The following is a 17735-nucleotide window of genomic DNA, read 5'->3' as shown; positions in this document are numbered from 1 at the left end:
AGCGAATGAATGAGGCTTCAGACTACCTCCCAAGATTCCCGCAAACAAACTGGGGGCAGCCGGCGAAGGGAGCCCCACGGTTAGGACAGTGCCCCGCTGTAGAGGTTTTTCCAGTGACCCGCCGCAGTCGAGTAGATCGCCTTTCCAACTCCGCAGCCAACAGCAGCGTTTGTGTTGTTCGCTTCGTCCTGATCAGAGGGTGTGAGCTTAGCGAAGTCGGCCGGGATGGACGCACCATTGGCTTTGATGGATTCGGATGCGGCACGCCCGAACAGCCCACCTGAGTACGGTGTCAGCAGCAGGCCCAGCGACCCGGAAACGGAGACCGAGCCGCTGGAGACGTAGAACGCTTCCAGGGCCAGGGAGTCCAGCGTGCATCCTGCCAGGACGACGGTGTTGCTTCCGTTGTAGAAGGCGCACGCCCTGTTAGTGGAGGTGACTTTCCCGGAGAGGGTGACTGCTGCGCCTTGGGCGTTGGGCGAACTGCGGTACACCGAGTCAAATCCCGAGAAGGATCCGGACAGGCGAAGGTTTGTGATGGTCCGGGCCGAGGTCGAAACCTGCCGCACCCCGAATGACGTTGACGCTCCTTCGAACTTGCCCCGCATGTCCAGGTCCACGATGGTGCCCAGCTCGGAGCGCACCGCCTGTCCAGCGCCCGTGAGGCTCACATATCCGTCGATGACCAGTGACTTGATGGTGGTGGTGGACGAGTTGGCGAAAAACACCCCGCCGGCACCCGCTATGTCGGCATTGATGACCAGTGAACCGATAGTCGCGGTGGTGGAGCCGGACGTCCCGACCGCGTAGCCACCCGCGGCGGAGAAGCGGACACTGGCCCTGATGGTGGAGGCGTTCGGGGAGATGAGGCGTAGCTGGTTATTGTTGGTATTCGATATGACAGCATCGATCAGGCCGATTTCCACAGACCCGTAGGTTCCGCCCGTGGTTGCTGCTTGTCCCGAGTCGTCGCCTATCCACACCGCGTTGATTGTGGGTGCGCCGCTGATGGAGCCTGCCTTGATCTTGTCCACCGTGCAGCCCGAACCGGCCAGGACTTTGAAGAGGTTCGCCGTCTTGGAAGAGGTGTTGAAGGAGCGGACACGCACGTCGGTTATGTCGCCTGCCACGTCTGCGTAGGCCGCGTAGTCGTTGCCGGTGAGCGCCACGGAATCATCGCCTGAGGACCCGGCAATCCGGGTGATCTCGATGTTCGAGGCAGGCCCATTGACGTGGATGCCGTCCGAGGCCGAATCGACGTAGCCGATTCCCAATTTGGCGTTGGTGACGTCCCCGATGTTGAGACCGTATTTGCCTGCCGTCGAGCGGTAGGAATCGATGTCCACAGTGAGGTCATCGACGTGCCGGAACATGAGGCCGTGCAGCTCGACGCCGGAACCGGCCACGGCCTGCCTGTCCCAGTCACCGCCCTTGACCTTGATGCTCTTGTCGCGGGTGAAGAGGCTGATTGCTGCGGCGCTGACGGTGGCCTTGGCTGCCAGCGTCAGCGTGATGACTGACCCGGCGACTGAGACCACGTTGGCCACCAGAGGACCGTTTCCGAGCGCACCCGCGATAACAACGGTCTGCCCCGCAACCGCCTGTGAAGAAAGGGCGGTCGTGACCGTGAACGCGCCGCTAGTGATCGCCGCATCGCTAGCGGTCGCAACCGGGGTCTTCGCGGCATTGGTGATGAGATTCCCGCTGGTGGCCCCGCTCGGGTGGATGACACGGCAACCGGTCAGGTCCAGCGAGGTGTTTGAGGGGAGCACTATCTTTGCCATGTACGTCTGGCCGGGCAGGCCGCGGAATGCTCCCCCGGCGGCAAGCGTGGTATTGATCCAGGTGGAGTCATCGGTGCCGTTGGACGGCCCCAAAGTCTTCACAAAGGTGGAATTTAGTAGCGCTGCCGTAGCACTGGTGTGGTCGGCGATTTTGCCTGCCATGACGCCATCAAAGTGATACAGGGTGACGCCTGGTACGTCCAAGATTCCCATTGGGTTCTCCTACTCTCGGTGTGTGTGTTGGGCTGGGCTGTCTGCGAGCTGATTCCGTATCAACTCACAGGCCCGGATTCCTTGCTATTACTGGGCACTTTCGGCAGGTGATCACAGCGTGAGCACAATCAGCGGCTTGGGCGCCGTGAAGCGTCCCGGTTCGCCGCCCCTATCGCGCTGGAAGCTTCCTGCCGTGCGATACCGCGGAACGTGCCGAGGATTTCTCCCGAGTCCATGACGAGTGTCCCGGTCATCGTCATCGGCCCTTGCTGTCCACCGCCAGGTGGGAGCTGGCCCGTCTGGTTCATGTAATTCAGTGCCGGGAGCCCGATGGACTGAGCCGATGCCCTCTTGAACACGAACTCTTCCGGGGTGAGCCACGCCGGAACGGTATCCGTACCCTGGGGCTGGCCCGGGTGACCGCCTGCTGCGAGGTAATTGACTGGGCCGCCGCTTGCGCGGGCAATCCACATCGAACCACCCGTAGCAGTCCCGACGCCACCGTTACCGGGCGCTTCCGCCCCGCCCGGTGTGGAAACGTAGGTCTCCTGCTCGCCGGTCACCGGGTTGGTGCGGGTTCCCATCGTGTCCGCCGTTTTCTGGGTGGACTCGCGGGTGATCAGGTCAATGGTTTTCCCGTGGACCGCGTCCACGTGGGCTTGGAACGTCGCAATGTCCGCCTCGGCCTTGGCCTTGTCGATCTCGAGTTTCGTAGGTGGCACCGACGCCGGGATCGTCAGAAGCTTGTCCACGTAGGCGGTGACCGCATCTTTGTCGACACCATGGGCCACGGCGTTGTCGATGATCTGCGTCCGCATCTTTTCCATCTCGGCCTTGGCCTGGCCCGTGGAATCGTTCAGACCGCCGTTGGCCTCTACCACGGCCATGAGTCCGGACACCTGTGAGTTGAGCTGTCCCCGGAGCGCTACCGAGGCTGCTGACATGTCGCCGATGTTGGCCGTGGTGAACTTGATGGTCTTGCCGGTCTTGTCCACGTGGGTGCCCATGTTGGCGAGCTGGGAGTCGAAAGCGTTCTGTGCCTGTGCGGCGGAGATCGCTTTGCCGTTGAGTCCGTCGAGGGTCATTTTCAGCAGCCCGGCTGCATCATTCTGCTGAACCATGTTCGCGGTGGTCTGGGCTGCCTTGTCCGCCAGGTCCTGCTGTGACTTGACCGCTGCCTGGTACACCGGCACGGACTCGCCATAGATGGATGCTTGGCCTTGCAGGGCGATCTGCTGGGCTGTCAGCGCCCCCGTCGTTGTGTTCATTGCGGCGGCTTGGTCGAGGTTGTCCTGTTTGGACTTCGATATGGCCCCTGACTGGCTGTTCAACGCCCCGGTAACGACGTCGATGGCCTTGGCCGTGTTCCTCTGGGCTTCGGACTGCACCATGGCGTGGCTGGTCGAGGAGATCACGTTCTGAGTGTTGTCCTCCTGGAATGCCTTGCCCTTCTTGACGGCGTCGTTGACGATGTCCTGCGCTCCGGCAACACCCATGAGAGCATCTGTCAGGACCGTCTGGGACACGCCTAGGGTCCGGGCAGCGTCGTACGCCCCGGCGTCGGAGAGTGCCTTGGCGGCCTGGAGCCTGACGTGCTTGCCAAGTTCCTCGTTGTCGTCCTTGAGTGCCTGTGTGTAGTCCTGGACAGCAGCCGAGGCGTTCGCGGTTCCTGCGGCGCTGGTGGCCATGGCCATGGCTGCGCCGGCGAGGATCGCGGTGAGGATGCCGACCACCGGTACGGCAAGATTCACGGACACCCCGAGCATGTCCACTTTCAGCGCCGAGAGGATGGCTGTATCGCCGAAGGTGTTCACGGCAGTCTTGGCGAGGTTGAAGGCCGGAGCGATCGTGGTTGCCGTGGTTACCAGCCCGGCCAGGACCGGTAACGGCAGGTCGTTCAGCAGCCCGGTAAGCCCGTTGAGGAAGCCGAGGACCACCGGCCCGAGCGGGGCATAGGCGGCGAGGATGTGCCCGGCCAGAGTGACAAGATTCTCGATGAGGGTCATGGTCCCGGGCAGGTTGTCCATGGCGTACTGGATGAACTCCGTGAACCCGTTGGTCCCGTTGAAGGAAAACAACCAGGTCACGAACTTCTCAAGCTGGACGGCGCCGAACTGGATCAGCGGGTTCATCTGCTGGAGACCATCCAGCACACCCCTTAGGGCGGTGCCGCCCATGTGCCCGAGCTCCGCGGACCCTTCGGCGAGGAACTGGTTCAGGAACGGCATCCGGATGTTGGTCTCCGCGACCACGTCGTTGAACGCCCCGAGCATGCCGTTCGCCGATGACGTCCCGAGCTCCGCGAGGTTGCCTTTGATGGCACCCAGGCCGGCCGAGTATGCGTTACCGACGTCGGTGCCGTCCTGCATTTCGTGCTTGATTCCGGCGATCGCGGCGATACCGCCCAGGGCCATGCCGCCGAAGGCCACGCCGAGACCGACAGCCGCGGAGGAGATCGCGGTCACCGGCCCGAGCAGGGCGGGTGCAAGTGCAATCAGGACTTGCAGGCCAGAGACGCGCTGCTTGTCCGCCTTGATGGCCCGGTTGGTGGACTCGGTTTCTTTGTCCTGCTCGGTAATAGCCTTGGCGCGGGCAGCGGACAGTTTCGCTTCGGAGTCGTACTCCGCGTCCATGGCCCGCTTATGGGTGAGGCGTGCACTGGCGGCCTGGACGGAGTCCTCGCCGTACTTCTTTGTGACCGCGTCGAGTTTCTCCTGGGAGATGGCCGAGCGTTGGTAGGCGTTGTCGAGGTTCCGCTCCGCGAGGGAGACCGAATCGAGTTTCGCTACGGCGCTTGCGACGTTCGCGTCTACCTTGATCGTCGGGTCGAGGGCTCCGAGCTCCCTGGCGTCGGCTTTGACCTCGTCCGCGCCCCGCTTGAACGCACTAAGGTCGATGCCAAGCTTCGCGTCAATAGAGCCGGTGGTCGTTGTGTCCGTCATTCCATGGCCTTCCGCAACTCTTCGTCAACGATCTCCAGAACCTTCTCTTCTTCCGAGATGACCGTGGATGTCAGGTACAGGGCCTGGCCCTGCTCATGCCGCAGGCCGAGCTCGAATTCTTGATACCGGGCGTACGGGCCGGGAAATGTGACCTTGGCACCCTCGGGTGTGATTTCGGTAGAGGCGCTGCCGCGCAGGTTCCCGGTCTCTATCGGGGCACGGCTTACGGCAACCTCCCGGACGTGCTCCATGGCCTTGAACGCCGCGGCAGGGACTGCTTCCTCAACCCGGTCCACGACGGCGTCGATCATTGCCTCAAAACCGGCGCTTCCCATGGCCTCAGACTTTCCTGTTGTAGTTTGCGGGCGCCTGGTTCGTTGGCGCCGTCAATCCGGGCAGCTTCGGCATTGCTGATGGCCTCGGCCTGGCGGGCACGCTCTTGCTCTTTCCGGGCCGCGACTGCCTCAGGGGTGCCGCCCCGCAGTAGGTCGCCCAGAAGGCCTGCATTGTGGGCTTCCACGATCTGCTCCGCTGTCATTGCTTGCAGATCTGCCAAAGTCTTCTGCGGGCCGCTCATTCTGCATCCGCCTCGGCCTTGGTGATCACCCGAAGGTTGTGGAGCTGGATTTCCTCGTCGGTGAACGGCTCATCCTTGCGGAACACGCCGCCGTTCGGGCCGCGGTAGAAGTGCTTGGCCGATGACTCCGGGGCTTCCGCGTCGATGGCGGCCATATCCCCGAAGAGGTCTTCACCGGCGCCGATGAAGTCCATGAGCTTCAGCTTTCCTTCCCGCACGAGTAGGTCAAGCGCCCGGTTCATGAAGACGTCTGCGTCCAGGCTTTCCACCCGTGAGCGGCCGACAACGACACCGGCCAACAGCCCAGGGCTGCCGCCGGTTGCGAGCCGTACGCCGCCATGTGTAGCCGGGACAGGGCCCGCGTGCTTGTGCTCCGGGATACCAAGATTCTCGGCGCGCTTCCGGAACTCACGGACCTTCTCATTGCGTTCGTCCACGCTGTCACGGAACACCCGGAACGCTTCCACAGCGGCCTTGAGCTGGTCGCTGAAGCGCTGCCCGTCGCCCTTGATCAGCGCGGTGATCTCAGCATTCAGTGCCGCACAGGCGGCTAGTCGGGCGGCTTCTGTGGCGGCGGCCGCCTTCCGCTTGGCTGCCTCCTTGCGGAGACGTACAAAGCTCAGCAGGCCGCGGGCCTTCTCAACTTCCTCGAACGTCACCGAATCGTCACCTGAGCGGACCTTCTCCTCAAGCGTGTGGACGAGGTTCTCTGCCTCTTTCGCTTCCTGCTCCGCGTCGGCGATGATCCGGTCAGGGTCGGTGTCTGTGGTGCTGGTCATGCTGCCTGATTCCTTAGGACGTTTTCCAATGAGTCGATGTCAACCAACCAGCTCCGGTGTCCTATGCGCTTCGCGATGACCCGGCCGGACGATGCAAGCCGACGTACCTGCCGTTCGCTTCGTCCGGTCCGGGTCGCCGCATCCATGACACCAACCCAATTGGTTGATTCCACTTTGGCAAGACGAGGTCCGATAACGGACGCGACGACGGTGCGGTCGAGATCCGCCCCTGACGCCTCCTGTAGCGCCTTGTAGACGGGCAGTGCCCAGACCGGAACGCTCGCGCCCTGCTCGCGCATTTGCCTTTCCACGTCCCGCATCAGAGAGCGCAGCACACCCTGTGCGATCGGACCCCGCAACAGGGCATCCAGGGAGGCCGGCTGCGGGACGCTGTTCGCGGGCTGGCATGCGGTGCTCACCCTGTGATCACGCGGCGAAAGTTCCTTGCATTCAGGCGGCCTACCGGCAGGTGAACTGTTCCCCAATCAGCTCACCTGCCCTTTCCGAAGGGTTCGGACGAGTGGGTTTCATGCCCCAACGGGCCCGCGCACGCCTTGGTGTTTGACCGGTCAAAGCTCATCGTCATCATCGTCCTCGGACCGTTCGGACTCGTGGGAATCCAGCCATGCCTGAAGGTCCTTGAGGCTGCGGCTCCGCGGCCGGTCAAACCTGGGTCTACGGGCGTCCCGCGCCCTGACGCCCTTGATCCCGGGCTCGTCCTTGAAGTCCTCCAGACGCTCGGCCATGCCTGAGTCCACAAGCCTGCGCATCGACTCGGGCACGGGAAGGCCAAGGCGCTCCTGGTCGGCAATGTGCTTTCTGAGCTGCCTCGTTGTCTTGCTCAACGCGGCCGCAGCTGCACGCCGGTGCTTGTTGTCCCGCTGCCGCTTCCTGCGTGCCGCTCCCTCACGTAGGGAATCCCCTGCCAAGGCGGCCAGCTTCTGCTCTGCAGCCTCCGGGCTGACCTTCCCGCAGATGATCCGGGCCAAGGCCTTGATGGCGTCTACAGACGGGCGCCGGCGGCCCTGCTCCAATCGGCTCAGATGGGTTACCCCGATCCCGGCAAGCTCCCCCAGACGCGCCTGGGAAAGCCCGGACGCCTTCCGCATCTCCCGCAGCTTCGCCCCGAACCCCGCCGCCAGACGTTCCCGTTCCTCACTGCCAACCAGACCGCGTGTGTCCGTGTTGCCGTTCAGCACAGGTGTGCGAACGGTTTCCGAACCGTTCGAGTCATTGGCAAGCCCAACGTGCGCATGTGCGCGGGAAGCATCGGAACCGTTTCGTTCACCATCAACCGTTGGCCCAACATGCGCGTTCACCCGTACAGCATCCGGACCGTCCGGACGCGTTTGGTATGTTGGCCCAATGTGTGTGGCGCGGGCTGAATGCACACCGTGTGCATTGGTGTCTGAACCTTCTGGCCCAATGTGCGCCTGTGCGCGATGTGATTGCGTACCATACGCGTTCATGGGCGCTGGCCTTTCCGGAGGTTGTTGGGGCAGGTGGGTTCGTGGGCTGTTTCGATGCTCCAGCTGAGCCCGGAGTCGCTGGTGAGTTTCTCGACGGTCACGCAGCGGTCGCATTCGCTGGGGCGTACGTACTTGCTCATGCTTGGATGCCTTCCAGGTAGAGGGGCGCCCAAGTGGAGGGCAGGTCAGGACCCCAGTCTTCGGGCCAGCCGAGGCGCAGCCACCGGGCCGCCGTGGCTGCCAGCGAGATCATTCCCTCCAGCTCTTTGCGGGCGGTCAGGGCTGTGACGGCGTAGTCGTGATCAACAAGCACCGTGCCGCGCTGGTCGGATCCTTGCTGGGTGATCAGGAGCATGCCCATGCCGAGGAACTCGTTGGGCAGTCCAACCCCTTTTGGGTTGTCGATGAAGCTGATGCTGTGGATGTCGTAGTTCGGGTTCTCTTGCTGGTCCGATTCGGCGGTCATGCTGTTCGCTCCTGAATTTCTCGGGGTTGTTGTTCTTTCGCTTCCAGGGCGGCGATCATCGCCGCGCCTTTGGCCAGCGCCCGGTCGCCATGGTCGGGTCGGTTCGCCCATGCATACTGCGGCGGGATGTTAGATTGCGAGTGATATGTCTTGCTCCATGGGCCGTCCTGGACGGTGGAAGAGCCAGCCTCGTCTGTCCAGCGCTCTTGATTGAGCCAAGTGGCCGGCATTGCCGTGAATCCCGGATCCTGCCCTTTGCGTTTTGCGGCGAAGCGTTGTGCCCCGGAGATGAGTTCCTCGAGTGTTGCCCCGTTTTTTCGGGCCTTGGCGTATGCGGTCCTGGCAGGCTTCTTGCCTTCGTGCTTCGGGTAGATCGCGTACCAGGCCTCGAAGTCCTCGGTCATCTGCTTCTCGAGAGCTGCTTTGGATGCCCGGGGTTTCTTAACTTCTTCTTGTACTTCTTCTTCCTTCTTCTTCGGGTGGACGTCTGGTGTCCCCCATTCAGGACCCTGAACGTCCACCATTGGGGTCGCTGAACGTCCCCCATTCGGGACGCTGAGTGTCCCCCATTCGCGTTCCAATGGTGGACACTGAACGTCCCCCATTCCTTCGGTAAGGGTGGACGCTGAGTGTCCCCCATTTGCCCCGAACAGCAGTTGGTAAACGGCAGACTTTCCCGGCTTCGCCGCTGACACCAGCCTCAGGGCTTCCGCGGTGATGAGTGCCTTGATGGTGCGCTGAACGCTCTTGTACGCGTTCTCCTTCTCGGCTTCAGTGACCGGCGTCTTACCAAGGAGCTGGGCGAATCGATCGCGGCCGAACCAGCACCGCGTAGAGTCCTCTGGGAGTGCCAGGGCGATGCCGATGAGGAGCCGGTAGGGTCCATGGTCAAGGTGCGACCACTGCTGCTGTACTTGCCCTGCGAGCTTGTATCCCATCTAGGTCTCCTCTCCGAACTCTGCGGTGGTGATCGTCATGCGTTGGTTTCAGCCTCTCCAGCCCCGTCTTCTCTATCGGTGTCAGCAGCTTGCTTGAGGGCAACCTTGCAGGATTTCGCCGGAGTGACACCCTTGGATCGATAAGGGTTCTTGGCGGCCACGGCGGCATCGTTCAAGGGCCCTTCGTGGCTGGTTCCGTGCCAGTAGCCGGATTCCCAGGCGGCGGCGAGGTCGGATTCAGTGATCACTTATCAGCCGCCTCAAGCCACTTGTCAGCGGCGTCCAGCATGGCGAGCTCCAGCGCGGAAGTGTTCTTGGTGCCGGAATCCTGTGCGGCCCGAATGGCAGCGGCTGAAAGTTCCGGGAACGGGAGGGCCCGCCGGTACCGGAATACCGCTTCTGCGATTTCGCCAATCGCCCACTCCGGGCGGATCGACGAGACGAGGACGAACAGGGACTGCCACACGTGCCGTGGGATGCCGGCGAACGGATCCTTTGCCGCCTTCGGCTCAACGCTGTCTGAATCGTTCAGCTTCACTCGGACTTCACCATTGCGGTGGAGTGCTATCGTGGTCATGATCTTTACTTCCTGACGGTGGTTGGATTTTTTGGGAGCCAGGTGGTGCTGGCTCCCTTTTCTTTGCCCTGAAATGGGGCGGTGACCGCCTTGCCTGGCTGGGCTAGGCGGCGTCCTGTGGCGCGGTGCCGTCGAGCATTGAGCGGATCGCGCTCGTAGGGATGAAGATCCGGCTGCCGATTCGCAATGTCTTGATCCCGCCTTCGCGGACAAACTGGTATGCCTGGCTGCGGCCGCACCCCATGACGAGCCTGAACTCATCGACGGATGCTGTCGGCTTGGCGAGGATCGCCTGAACCTCTTTCGAGTACTGAGCTTCCACATCTGCCTCCTGTCTAGCATTTAGTTACCTAGCAAGTTTTTCCTTGCACAATCGACATTACACATGCCCTACGGTCTTTGCAAGTGCTTTCTTGTGTGGCAAGATAATTCTTGACGAGAAGCCAATGAGGGAGTGCTATGAGCTGGGATATGTCGAGGATCGTGGGCCACAACGCAAGGGCGCGACGCTTGGAACTAGGGATGGATGTCCCTACATTCGGCGCTCGGATGGAAGAGGTCCTGGAAAAGCCATGGAAGCGTCAGACCGTTTCCGCCATGGAGAACGGTGACAGGGCAATGACGGCCAACGACCTGGTGGCTATCGCGCACGTCCTGGAGAAGACGCCCGCGATGCTCCTGGTTCCCCCGCTGGAGGCCGATGACATCCAAGTTGGAAGCCTCAAGCTCGAACCACGCGCCCTCATGTCAGGCTCGATGGAGGGCGAATTTGCCGGACTCCTACTCCAACTCATGGACGAGGTGCGGGACGCCTACGCGGCAGTCGGAATCGCCCAGCGTCAGCTGGAGAACAGCGTCAGGCTGCCGCTGGAGGACATGGACAAACGCATTACCGAAACACTCAGCAAGATTTGAGAGGTGGACCGATGGCAAAGGTAACTAGGCGGTGTGGTTGCCGCGACGAGAACGGCAAGCAATACGGGGCCAACTGCCCCAAGCTCAAGAACTACCGGCACGGCACCTGGGGTTTCCGCCTCTCGGCCGGCTTCGACCCCGTCAGCGGCAAACGCCGCTACCTGACTGATTACAGCTACTCCTCCTCCGGGGACGCTGAGGAGGCCATGCGGGAGGCAGAGAAGCAGCTCCGCGGGCAGGTCTACGACTTCAAGAAGACGACGGCCGCCGCGTATGTCACCGAATGGCTTGAGGCCCAGGAGCGGCACGAGCAGCTCAAGCCGTCCACGCTGCGCATGTACAAGAGCTACGTGGCCAAGGACATCGTCCCGGCCTTCGGGACCAAGCTACTCCTGCGGGATCTGCGACGGGCGCACGTGGCCGGCCTGATCAAGGGACTGCAAGACTCGGGCCGCGGCGCCGTGACGATCAAGCGCATTCACGCGACCCTCTCCAGCGCCCTGACAGATGCCGTGCAGGACGGGCTGATTGCCGAGAACGTGGCCGCCGGCGCTCGCCTGCCCAAGGTCGAAAAGAGCAAGGTCAAGGTGTGGGAGCCCGGCGACGCTGGAAAGTTCCTTGACTTCATCGCGGGCTACGAGAACGTGGATAGCCACGGCCGTCCCAACGGCAAGGTCGGGAATCGCCTCGCCGCGCTGTTCGAGGTGGCCATCCTGGCAGGCATGCGCCGCGGCGAGCTGTGCGGGCTCCGCTGGCAGGATGTGGACCTTCCCGGCCGGAAGCTGGTCGTCCGGGTGCAGCTCGTCCAGGTCGGCAAGGTCGTCCTGGAGGGCACCATCAAGACCGACGCCGGGCAAGACCGCGTCGTGGCCCTCTCAGACCGTGCCGTGGCAGCGCTGATCGCTTGGCAGTTCCAGCAACAGCACGAACGCCAGACATGGGGTGACGCGTACACGGAGAGCGGCCGGGTGTTCACGTACGAGGATGGGCGCGAGTTCCGCCCAGGCTACGTGTCCAAGCTGTTCGAAACGATGGTGACCAAGGCCGGACTGCCAAAGATGAGGCTTCACGACCTGCGGCACCTGCACGCGTCCCTGATGCTCGCCAGCGGCCAGGACCTGGCCATCGTGTCCAAGTCCATGGGCCACTCAAACAGCCAGATCACCCGGGATCTCTACGCGCACCTGGTGGGTGACGCGGCCCGCAACGCAGTCGAAGGAGCGGCATCTTTGCTACCAGCGCGCAAGAGTGTGCTCACAACTGTGATCACCGGGCAATAAAAAAGACCCACCGGAACCTCCGAAGAGATCCCGGCGGGTCTAAATTTCCCGGAAATCCGGGGATGTGGCAGATGAGGGATTCGAACCCCCGTAGGCGTTGCCAGCTGATTTACAGTCAGCCCCCTTTGGCCGCTCGGGTAATCTGCCGAACTTCAAAAGAAGTCACTCCCGTTCATCGTTTCGTTTCCGATCCGGTAAGCGCGAGCAAGACAACCTTACAGAACTTCCGCCGAAGAATCGAATCGAGCCCTCAGAGCTACAAAATCAGCGGAAATCTCAAGCATCGCCAAGTATCCGGCCGGCCAGTTTGGCCTCGAAACTCGCCGCCTGTTCAAGGGTGATCTGGTTGAGCTGCACGGCCCGCAGCAAGTCCGCGTGAACGCCGTCCATCCGCGACGCCGCATCCGGGACCGGGCTCAGGACCACGGAAGCCGCGAGCGCTGCGGCTGCAACCGCGCTTGCGGCGGTGGCGGCAGCGACTCCGATTGAACCGGCGGCGGCAGCGGCTGACTTGGTGACGTATCGGACGGCCTGGTTGCTCATGGTGCTCCCTTTCAGGACGGGCTCTTCAAACTGATACAACTCTGTCGGGGCAGTCTCAGTTCCGGCCATGCGTGTGCTGTGAGCGAACTGTGAACGTTCAGCACACGCCGGGCGCTTCCGTACTAGGCTGGTTGGCAGACAAAACCGCCCGTTTCCGGGCCACCCCCAACGATTACAAGGAGAGTCATGGCAGGCGAATCCACATTCGACGTCGTCAGCAAGGTAGACAAGCAGGAAGTCGCCAACGCGCTCCACCAGTCCCAGAAGGAAATCGCCCAGCGATACGACTTCAAGGGCGTCGGCGCGGAGATCGACTTCAGCGGCGAGAAGATCCTCATGAAGGCCAACTCCGAGGACCGCATCCTCGCTGTCCTGGACGTATTCCAGTCCAAACTCATCAAGCGCGGTATCTCCCTGAAGTCCCTCGACCAGGGCGAGCCTTACCCCTCCGGCAAGGAATTCCGCCTGGAGTGCTCCATCAAGGAGGGCATTGCACAGGACATCGCGAAGAAGATCAACAAGATCATCCGAGACGAAGCCCCGAAGTCCGTCAAGTCCCAGATCCAGGGCGACGAACTCCGCGTAACCTCGAAGTCCCGAGATGACCTGCAGGAAACCATGAACATCCTGAAGAAGTTCGAAGAGGCCGACCTCCAGTTCGTGAACTTCCGCAGCTAGGAGTTCGCTGCGGCCCCGGCCGCCATCCAGAAGTACGACGACGGCGCGTTGCCCCCTGAGCGGGCAACGCGCCGTCGTCGTTAATGGAGACAGGCGCGCCACGCCACGCAACTTTTTGGGGTCGAAGCCTGGCGAAGTCCCCGGGATTCCGCGGGTGCACCGATCCACGGAGGTCAAAGACTGCAGCGCGTGACAGGCACGCCCGCGTAACCTCCGGCAATTACGACACGTTCTGTTTGCGTAATCGGATCAAACGGGTACTGTACTTCCTTAGGCGAGCCTAAGTGTGGCTCCCCTAACGAAAGATTCCAGATGACCGCGAACTTCCTGATCGGCCTGCGCGAAGGCCTTGAAGCCACCCTCGTTGTGGTCCTGCTCATGGCCTACCTGGTCAAAACCGGACGCCGCTCGCTGCTCCCCAGGCTTTGGGCCGGCGTCGGCATCGCTGTGGCCGTTTCCATCGCCTTCGGGGCACTGCTCACCTTCGGTCCGCAGGGACTGACTTTCGCTGCGCAGGAGGCGATCGGGGGCGGATTGTCCATTGTCGCCGTCGCACTCGTCACCTGGATGGTCTTCTGGATGGCGCGCACTGCCCGCAGCCTCGGCGGCGAGTTGAAGTCCCAAGTGGACAAGATGGCCGACGGCGCCGCGTGGGGCCTCGTGGTCGTGGCTGCACTCGCGGTGGGCCGCGAAGGGCTTGAGACGGCGCTGTTCCTTTGGGCTGCTGCCCAGGCCGCCGGGGAATCGTCGCAGCCGCTGCTCGGTGCGCTGCTCGGGCTGGCCGTCGCTGCCGGACTCGGATACTTACTGCACCGCGGAGTCCTCAAGGTCAATCTCTCGCGGTTCTTCACCTGGACGGGAGTCGGCCTCATCGTGATCGCGGGCGGCGTGCTGGCCTATGGCATCCATGACCTCCAGGAAGCCGGGATCCTGCCCGGGCTCCACACCCTCGCGTTCGACGTCTCCGCAGCAATCCCGCCGTCGTCCTGGTACGGCACCCTGCTGAAGGGCACCCTCAACCTGTCCCCGGCCACCACCTGGCTCGAAGCCGGGGCCTGGCTGCTGTACGTGATACCGGTGCTCTACTTCTACATTCGCGCCAACGGTTCCGCACCGGCGAAATCTCCCGGCAACGCCGCCGCAGAAAACGCCGCCGCTTCCCAGGCCGCCAACGCCGCCTAACGCTTCCCGCACCCCCAACAGAAGGAAACTCCAATGCCTGGCACTCCCCTGCCCAAAATTGCCCTGCCCAAAAAGACCCTGCCCAAAAAGGACTCCCGCCACCGGAAGTCCTTTGCCCTCGTCGCCGCTGCCGCAGCCGTTCCGCTGGTACTCACCGGATGCACGGACAATGCAAAGACGCCCGGCTCCAGCGCCTCCGCCGGACCTATCCAGGTCACCAGCACCAAAACCGAGTGCAAGCTTTCCACCGGAAGCGTCCCCAGCGGCAACCTGAGCTTCGCGGTCAAGAACGATGGCACTGAAATCACCGAGTTCTACCTCCTCGCCGAGGACGGCTTGCGGATCGTCGGCGAAGTGGAGAACATCGGTCCGGGCCTGACCCGCAACCTGGTGGTCACGGCTCCCGCAGGCAAGTACACCACCGCGTGCAAGCCCGGCATGCAGGGCGACGGTATCCGTGCCGCCTTTGAGGTCACGGATTCCGGAAACAAGACCGGCGTCGACGCCGATTTCCAGAAGCTTGCGGACACCGGCGTCCAGCAGTACACGGCGTACGTCAAGGACCAGACCGAACAACTCGTGACCGGCACCAAGGCCTTCGCTGACGCCTACGCGGCGGGCGACACAACAAAGGCCCGCGAACTCTACTCGGCAACGCGCATGCACTGGGAGCGGATCGAACCGGTCGCGGAATCCTTCGGCGACCTCGACCCCAAGCTCGACGCCCGCGAAGCCGACCTTGAGCCCGGCCAGGAATGGACCGGCTGGCATCGCACGGAGAAGGACCTCTTCCCACCCGCCGGATACACGGCGCTGACGGCCGCTGAACGAGCCAAGATTGCCACACAGCTCGTTGGCGATACCGAGGAACTCGGCAAACGCACCCGCACCGTTGAGCTCTCCGCGGACAAGCTCGGCAACGGCGCCAAGGAGCTCCTGGACGAAGTTGCGCGCGGTAAGGTCACCGGCGAAGAAGAAATCTGGTCCCACACGGACCTCTGGGACTTCCAGGCCAATGTCGACGGCGCCCGGATCGCATTCGAGAACCTCAAGCCCGCGCTCGCGCAGAAGGACCCCGCCCTGGCCACGAGCCTCGACGGGAAGTTCGCTGCCCTGCAGGCCGAGCTCAAGAAGCACGCCAAGGGCGACGGTTTCGCGTACTACAACGAACTCAGCCCCGCCGAGGTCCAGCAGCTCGCCGCACTGGTCGACGCCTTGGGCGAGCCGCTGTCCAAGCTCACCTCGGCAGTAGTCCTGTGAGCGGCTGCCCCTTCAACCACGAGCCCGCTGAGGCGCCCGACGGCGGCACCCAGGCTGCCGCCGTCGGGGCGGCAAACGCGCCTGGCACCCTGGCGCCCGACGGCGGGATGGCCGGCGCCGCGTCCGCCGCCGAATCCCCCAAGGGCGGCAAGCGGGGCATGTCCCGTCGTGGACTGTTCTCCCTCGCCGGCATAGGCGGCGCCGGTGCCGTGGCAGGCCTTGCCGCCGGATACCTTAGCCATGATGCGGTGGCAGCTCAGGCGGCCACCCCTGCAGGCGATGTGGTTCCCTTCTACGGCGAACGCCAAGCCGGCATCATCACTCCCGCCCAGGACCGCCTCCACATGGCCGCCTTCGACGTGACGGTTGAGGACCGTGCCGCGGTGATCCAGCTCCTGAAGGACTGGACTGCCGCGGCCGAAGCAATGACCGCCGGCCGTACAACGGGCGCGACCGGCGCCGTCGACGGATCCTACGACGCGCCCCCGGAAGACACCGGCGAGGCGCTGGATCTCGCGGCGGGCAAGCTGACCTTGACGTTCGGCTTTGGCCCGGGCCTCTTCGAAAAGGACGGCAAGCCCCGCTTCGGCTTGGAGGGCCGCAGGCCTGACGCACTGATTGACCTGCCGCATTTCCCCGGCGACGCCCTTGAGGCTGCGCGTACGGGCGGCGACCTTGTGGTCCAGGCGTGCGCCGACGATCCCCAGGTAGCCGTCCATGCGATCCGGAATCTCGCACGCATCGGCTTTGGGAAAGTGCGTGTCCGCTGGTCCCAGCTGGGCTTCGGCCGCACCTCCTCCACGTCCCGGGCACAGACGACCGCGCGCAACCTCTTCGGTTTCAAGGACGGCACTGCCAACCTGAAGTCGGAAGACGCGGCACTCCTCAACGAGCACGTCTGGGCCACCGCTGGAACCCGCCAGGGTGAAGCGTGGATGGCCGGCGGCAGCTACCTTGTCTCCCGACGGATCCGAATGCACATCGAGATCTGGGACCGGACGTCACTGCGGGAACAGGAAGGGCTGATCGGTCGCACCAAAGGGTCGGGAGCGCCCTTGTCCGGAGGAGAGGAATTCACGGCGCCGGACTTTTCAATCAAGGGGCGCGACGGCGAGCCGTTGATCGCCCTGGATTCCCACGTCCGCCTCGCCCACGCGGACCAGAACAACGGCGTGAAGATGCTCCGCCGAGGGTACAACTACACGGATGGTTCGGACGGACTCGGCCACCTCGACGCCGGGCTGTTCTTCATAGCTTTCGTCAAGGACCCGCGGACGCACTATGTGCCGATGCAGATGGCCATGGCAAAGAGCGACAAGCTGGCTTTGGAATACCTCAAGCACACGGGCTCCGGCCTGTTCGCAGTGCCTCCGGGCATCAAGCCGGGCGGCTTCATCGGCGAGGGCTTGTTCGCATGAGCAGTGCCGTCGTCGAATCCGGCGACGGCATCAGCAAGACAGAAGACACGGCCAGCATTGCAGAGGGGGACGGCATGATGCCGTCCCCCAAATCTTCCCCGCATCCGGGCCGCAGGAAGACCGTCGTCCTAGGAGGCGCCTGCACTGCTGCTTGGGCGGGATCGGTGTCGGCTGGGGCCTTGGTGGACTGCGGTCCGGACCTTCACCGTGTCGGCCTGGCATGCCACATCATTGCGCTGGTGCTGTCCTTCGGCGCCATCCTGGTTGTCGATTGGGTGGGCTTCCTGTGGCTCGTCGGCAAGCGGGACATCCACGACACCCGACGCCTCGCGGCCGCCGCCCAGCCGCTGATCTGGGGTGGATTGGCCGTGTTGCTTGTCTCCGGCGCCATGATCAGGCCGGACATCACCGGCCACGTCACCCAGGTCAAGCTGCTGTGTGTTTTGCTGCTCATGCTGAATGGGATCGCCTTGGCTCCGGTAATGCGCCGGCTCCATGCGCTCCCGCTTGGAACGCATTTCAAGTCCGTGGCGGGCCGACTGCGTGCGCGGCTGCTCGTGGCCTTGTGCATTTCCCAAGGCTGCTGGTGGACGGCGGCGCTGGTGGGGCTGGTAAACAGCACCCTGCGGCGCTGGGCGGGCGATTAGCTCCCGTCGAAGCGCTCTGGCTTGTTCGCGGTGCCTCCGGGCACTAAGGCGGGCGGCTTCATTGGTG

Annotated in this window: 21 protein-coding genes, 1 tRNA gene and 1 pseudogene; 8 read left to right on the top strand and 15 right to left on the bottom strand. The window is 63.3% G+C overall.

Translation table 11 applies throughout. The features are described from left to right. Positions 1-80: 80 nt before the first annotated feature. The 13 genes from ACFVTG_RS04825 to ACFVTG_RS04765 form a co-directional block, all read right to left on the bottom strand. Positions 81-1997, bottom strand: a complete 1917-nt coding sequence (locus ACFVTG_RS04825; protein ID WP_390278580.1) for a hypothetical protein — start codon at positions 1995-1997, stop codon at positions 81-83. 128 nt (positions 1998-2125) lie between these two features. Then, a complete protein-coding gene (locus ACFVTG_RS04820) occupies positions 2126-4939 on the bottom strand; it encodes a hypothetical protein (protein ID WP_390278578.1) in 2814 nt (937 codons plus the stop codon). After that, the gene (locus tag ACFVTG_RS04815) at positions 4936-5274 is read right to left on the bottom strand and encodes a hypothetical protein (protein ID WP_390278577.1); all 339 of its coding nucleotides are present in this window, start codon (positions 5272-5274) and stop codon (positions 4936-4938) included. Before ACFVTG_RS04815 ends, ACFVTG_RS04820 begins: the two co-directional genes overlap by 4 nt. Continuing rightward, entirely contained in the window at positions 5247-5516 is a 270-nt protein-coding gene (locus ACFVTG_RS04810; RefSeq protein WP_390278575.1) for a hypothetical protein, read from the bottom strand. The genes ACFVTG_RS04815 and ACFVTG_RS04810 overlap by 28 nt, the downstream gene beginning before the upstream one ends. Then, positions 5513-6295, bottom strand: a complete 783-nt coding sequence (locus ACFVTG_RS04805; protein ID WP_390278572.1) for a hypothetical protein — start codon at positions 6293-6295, stop codon at positions 5513-5515. The genes ACFVTG_RS04810 and ACFVTG_RS04805 overlap by 4 nt, the downstream gene beginning before the upstream one ends. Continuing rightward, entirely contained in the window at positions 6292-6714 is a 423-nt protein-coding gene (locus ACFVTG_RS04800) for a hypothetical protein (RefSeq protein WP_390278570.1), read from the bottom strand. Before ACFVTG_RS04800 ends, ACFVTG_RS04805 begins: the two co-directional genes overlap by 4 nt. Before the next feature lie 150 nt (positions 6715-6864). Beyond that, the gene (locus ACFVTG_RS04795) at positions 6865-7614 is read right to left on the bottom strand and encodes a helix-turn-helix domain-containing protein (RefSeq protein WP_390278567.1); all 750 of its coding nucleotides are present in this window, start codon (positions 7612-7614) and stop codon (positions 6865-6867) included. Between the two features lie 146 nt (positions 7615-7760). Continuing rightward, on the bottom strand, positions 7761-7904 hold the full coding sequence (locus ACFVTG_RS04790; protein ID WP_390278564.1) for a hypothetical protein: 144 nt from the start codon (positions 7902-7904) through the stop codon (positions 7761-7763). Further along, entirely contained in the window at positions 7901-8230 is a 330-nt protein-coding gene (locus tag ACFVTG_RS04785) for a hypothetical protein (protein ID WP_390278561.1), read from the bottom strand. The genes ACFVTG_RS04790 and ACFVTG_RS04785 overlap by 4 nt, the downstream gene beginning before the upstream one ends. Beyond that, positions 8227-9168, bottom strand: coding sequence for a hypothetical protein (locus ACFVTG_RS04780; protein WP_390278558.1), 942 nt, complete (start codon positions 9166-9168; stop codon positions 8227-8229). Before ACFVTG_RS04780 ends, ACFVTG_RS04785 begins: the two co-directional genes overlap by 4 nt. Positions 9169-9203: 35 nt before the next feature. After that, positions 9204-9416: a hypothetical protein gene (locus ACFVTG_RS04775; RefSeq protein WP_390278556.1), complete on the bottom strand. Its 213-nt coding sequence runs from the start codon at positions 9414-9416 to the stop codon at positions 9204-9206. Continuing rightward, positions 9413-9745, bottom strand: coding sequence for a hypothetical protein (locus ACFVTG_RS04770; protein ID WP_390278553.1), 333 nt, complete (start codon positions 9743-9745; stop codon positions 9413-9415). The genes ACFVTG_RS04775 and ACFVTG_RS04770 overlap by 4 nt, the downstream gene beginning before the upstream one ends. A 103-nt stretch (positions 9746-9848) precedes the next feature. After that, positions 9849-10067: a hypothetical protein gene (locus ACFVTG_RS04765; protein ID WP_390278550.1), complete on the bottom strand. Its 219-nt coding sequence runs from the start codon at positions 10065-10067 to the stop codon at positions 9849-9851. Positions 10068-10114: 47 nt separating this feature from the next. On the opposite strand from ACFVTG_RS04765, the pseudogene ACFVTG_RS04760 reads away from it, so the two are divergent. From ACFVTG_RS04760 to xerC, 3 genes and pseudogenes are all read left to right on the top strand, one after another. After that, positions 10115-10174 (top strand): annotated as a pseudogene (locus ACFVTG_RS04760) (CRISPR-associated DxTHG motif protein); the annotation flags it as partial. Between the two features lie 93 nt (positions 10175-10267). Then, positions 10268-10660, top strand: coding sequence for a hypothetical protein (locus tag ACFVTG_RS04755; RefSeq protein WP_390278547.1), 393 nt, complete (start codon positions 10268-10270; stop codon positions 10658-10660). Positions 10661-10671: 11 nt separating this feature from the next. After that, positions 10672-11940: a tyrosine recombinase XerC gene (gene xerC, locus ACFVTG_RS04750; RefSeq protein WP_390278544.1), complete on the top strand. Its 1269-nt coding sequence runs from the start codon at positions 10672-10674 to the stop codon at positions 11938-11940. Positions 11941-12005: 65 nt separating this feature from the next. Here the strand turns inward: xerC and ACFVTG_RS04745 are convergent. Beyond that, a tRNA-Tyr gene (locus ACFVTG_RS04745) sits at positions 12006-12087 on the bottom strand. 129 nt (positions 12088-12216) lie between these two features. After that, positions 12217-12483 carry a hypothetical protein gene (locus ACFVTG_RS04740; protein WP_284753323.1) on the bottom strand — a complete coding sequence of 89 codons (267 nt, stop codon included), beginning with the start codon at positions 12481-12483 and terminating at the stop codon, positions 12217-12219. 186 nt (positions 12484-12669) lie between these two features. Here ACFVTG_RS04740 and ACFVTG_RS04735 point away from each other — a divergent pair, with 186 nt between their 5' ends. The 5 genes from ACFVTG_RS04735 to ACFVTG_RS04715 all read left to right on the top strand — a co-directional run bounded on the left by ACFVTG_RS04735 (position 12670) and on the right by ACFVTG_RS04715 (position 17668). Next, the gene (locus tag ACFVTG_RS04735) at positions 12670-13161 is read left to right on the top strand and encodes a YajQ family cyclic di-GMP-binding protein (RefSeq protein WP_059387254.1); all 492 of its coding nucleotides are present in this window, start codon (positions 12670-12672) and stop codon (positions 13159-13161) included. A gap of 312 nt (positions 13162-13473) precedes the next feature. After that, positions 13474-14343: an iron uptake transporter permease EfeU gene (gene efeU, locus ACFVTG_RS04730; protein ID WP_390278540.1), complete on the top strand. Its 870-nt coding sequence runs from the start codon at positions 13474-13476 to the stop codon at positions 14341-14343. Between the two features lie 33 nt (positions 14344-14376). Beyond that, a complete protein-coding gene (gene efeO, locus ACFVTG_RS04725; RefSeq protein WP_390278537.1) occupies positions 14377-15603 on the top strand; it encodes an iron uptake system protein EfeO in 1227 nt (408 codons plus the stop codon). Beyond that, complete coding sequence (gene efeB / locus ACFVTG_RS04720; RefSeq protein ID WP_390278534.1) at positions 15600-17021, top strand: iron uptake transporter deferrochelatase/peroxidase subunit; 1422 nt, start codon at positions 15600-15602, stop codon at positions 17019-17021. Before efeO ends, efeB begins: the two co-directional genes overlap by 4 nt. Further along, a complete protein-coding gene (locus tag ACFVTG_RS04715) occupies positions 17018-17668 on the top strand; it encodes a hypothetical protein (RefSeq protein ID WP_390278531.1) in 651 nt (216 codons plus the stop codon). The genes efeB and ACFVTG_RS04715 overlap by 4 nt, the downstream gene beginning before the upstream one ends. Positions 17669-17735: the final 67 nt, after the last annotated feature.

The organism is Arthrobacter sp. NPDC058127, from assembly GCF_042884555.1.
Classification (GTDB): domain Bacteria; phylum Actinomycetota; class Actinomycetes; order Actinomycetales; family Micrococcaceae; genus Arthrobacter.
The sequence above is the reverse complement of the archived record's forward strand: the minus strand, read 5'-3'. Positions and strand labels throughout refer to the sequence as shown.

Coding starts and splice junctions, on each gene's coding strand:
- ACFVTG_RS04825 (WP_390278580.1), bottom strand. CDS start 1,997: ATGGGAATCTTGGACGTACCAGGCGTCACCCTGTATCACTTTGATGGC.
- ACFVTG_RS04820 (WP_390278578.1), bottom strand. CDS start 4,939: ATGACGGACACAACGACCACCGGCTCTATTGACGCGAAGCTTGGCATC.
- ACFVTG_RS04815 (WP_390278577.1), bottom strand. CDS start 5,274: ATGGGAAGCGCCGGTTTTGAGGCAATGATCGACGCCGTCGTGGACCGG.
- ACFVTG_RS04810 (WP_390278575.1), bottom strand. CDS start 5,516: ATGAGCGGCCCGCAGAAGACTTTGGCAGATCTGCAAGCAATGACAGCG.
- ACFVTG_RS04805 (WP_390278572.1), bottom strand. CDS start 6,295: ATGACCAGCACCACAGACACCGACCCTGACCGGATCATCGCCGACGCG.
- ACFVTG_RS04790 (WP_390278564.1), bottom strand. CDS start 7,904: ATGAGCAAGTACGTACGCCCCAGCGAATGCGACCGCTGCGTGACCGTC.
- ACFVTG_RS04785 (WP_390278561.1), bottom strand. CDS start 8,230: ATGACCGCCGAATCGGACCAGCAAGAGAACCCGAACTACGACATCCAC.
- ACFVTG_RS04780 (WP_390278558.1), bottom strand. CDS start 9,168: ATGGGATACAAGCTCGCAGGGCAAGTACAGCAGCAGTGGTCGCACCTT.
- ACFVTG_RS04770 (WP_390278553.1), bottom strand. CDS start 9,745: ATGACCACGATAGCACTCCACCGCAATGGTGAAGTCCGAGTGAAGCTG.
- ACFVTG_RS04755 (WP_390278547.1), top strand. CDS start 10,268: ATGGATGTCCCTACATTCGGCGCTCGGATGGAAGAGGTCCTGGAAAAG.
- xerC (WP_390278544.1), top strand. CDS start 10,672: ATGGCAAAGGTAACTAGGCGGTGTGGTTGCCGCGACGAGAACGGCAAG.
- ACFVTG_RS04740 (WP_284753323.1), bottom strand. CDS start 12,483: ATGAGCAACCAGGCCGTCCGATACGTCACCAAGTCAGCCGCTGCCGCC.
- ACFVTG_RS04735 (WP_059387254.1), top strand. CDS start 12,670: ATGGCAGGCGAATCCACATTCGACGTCGTCAGCAAGGTAGACAAGCAG.
- efeU (WP_390278540.1), top strand. CDS start 13,474: ATGACCGCGAACTTCCTGATCGGCCTGCGCGAAGGCCTTGAAGCCACC.
- efeO (WP_390278537.1), top strand. CDS start 14,377: ATGCCTGGCACTCCCCTGCCCAAAATTGCCCTGCCCAAAAAGACCCTG.
- ACFVTG_RS04715 (WP_390278531.1), top strand. CDS start 17,018: ATGAGCAGTGCCGTCGTCGAATCCGGCGACGGCATCAGCAAGACAGAA.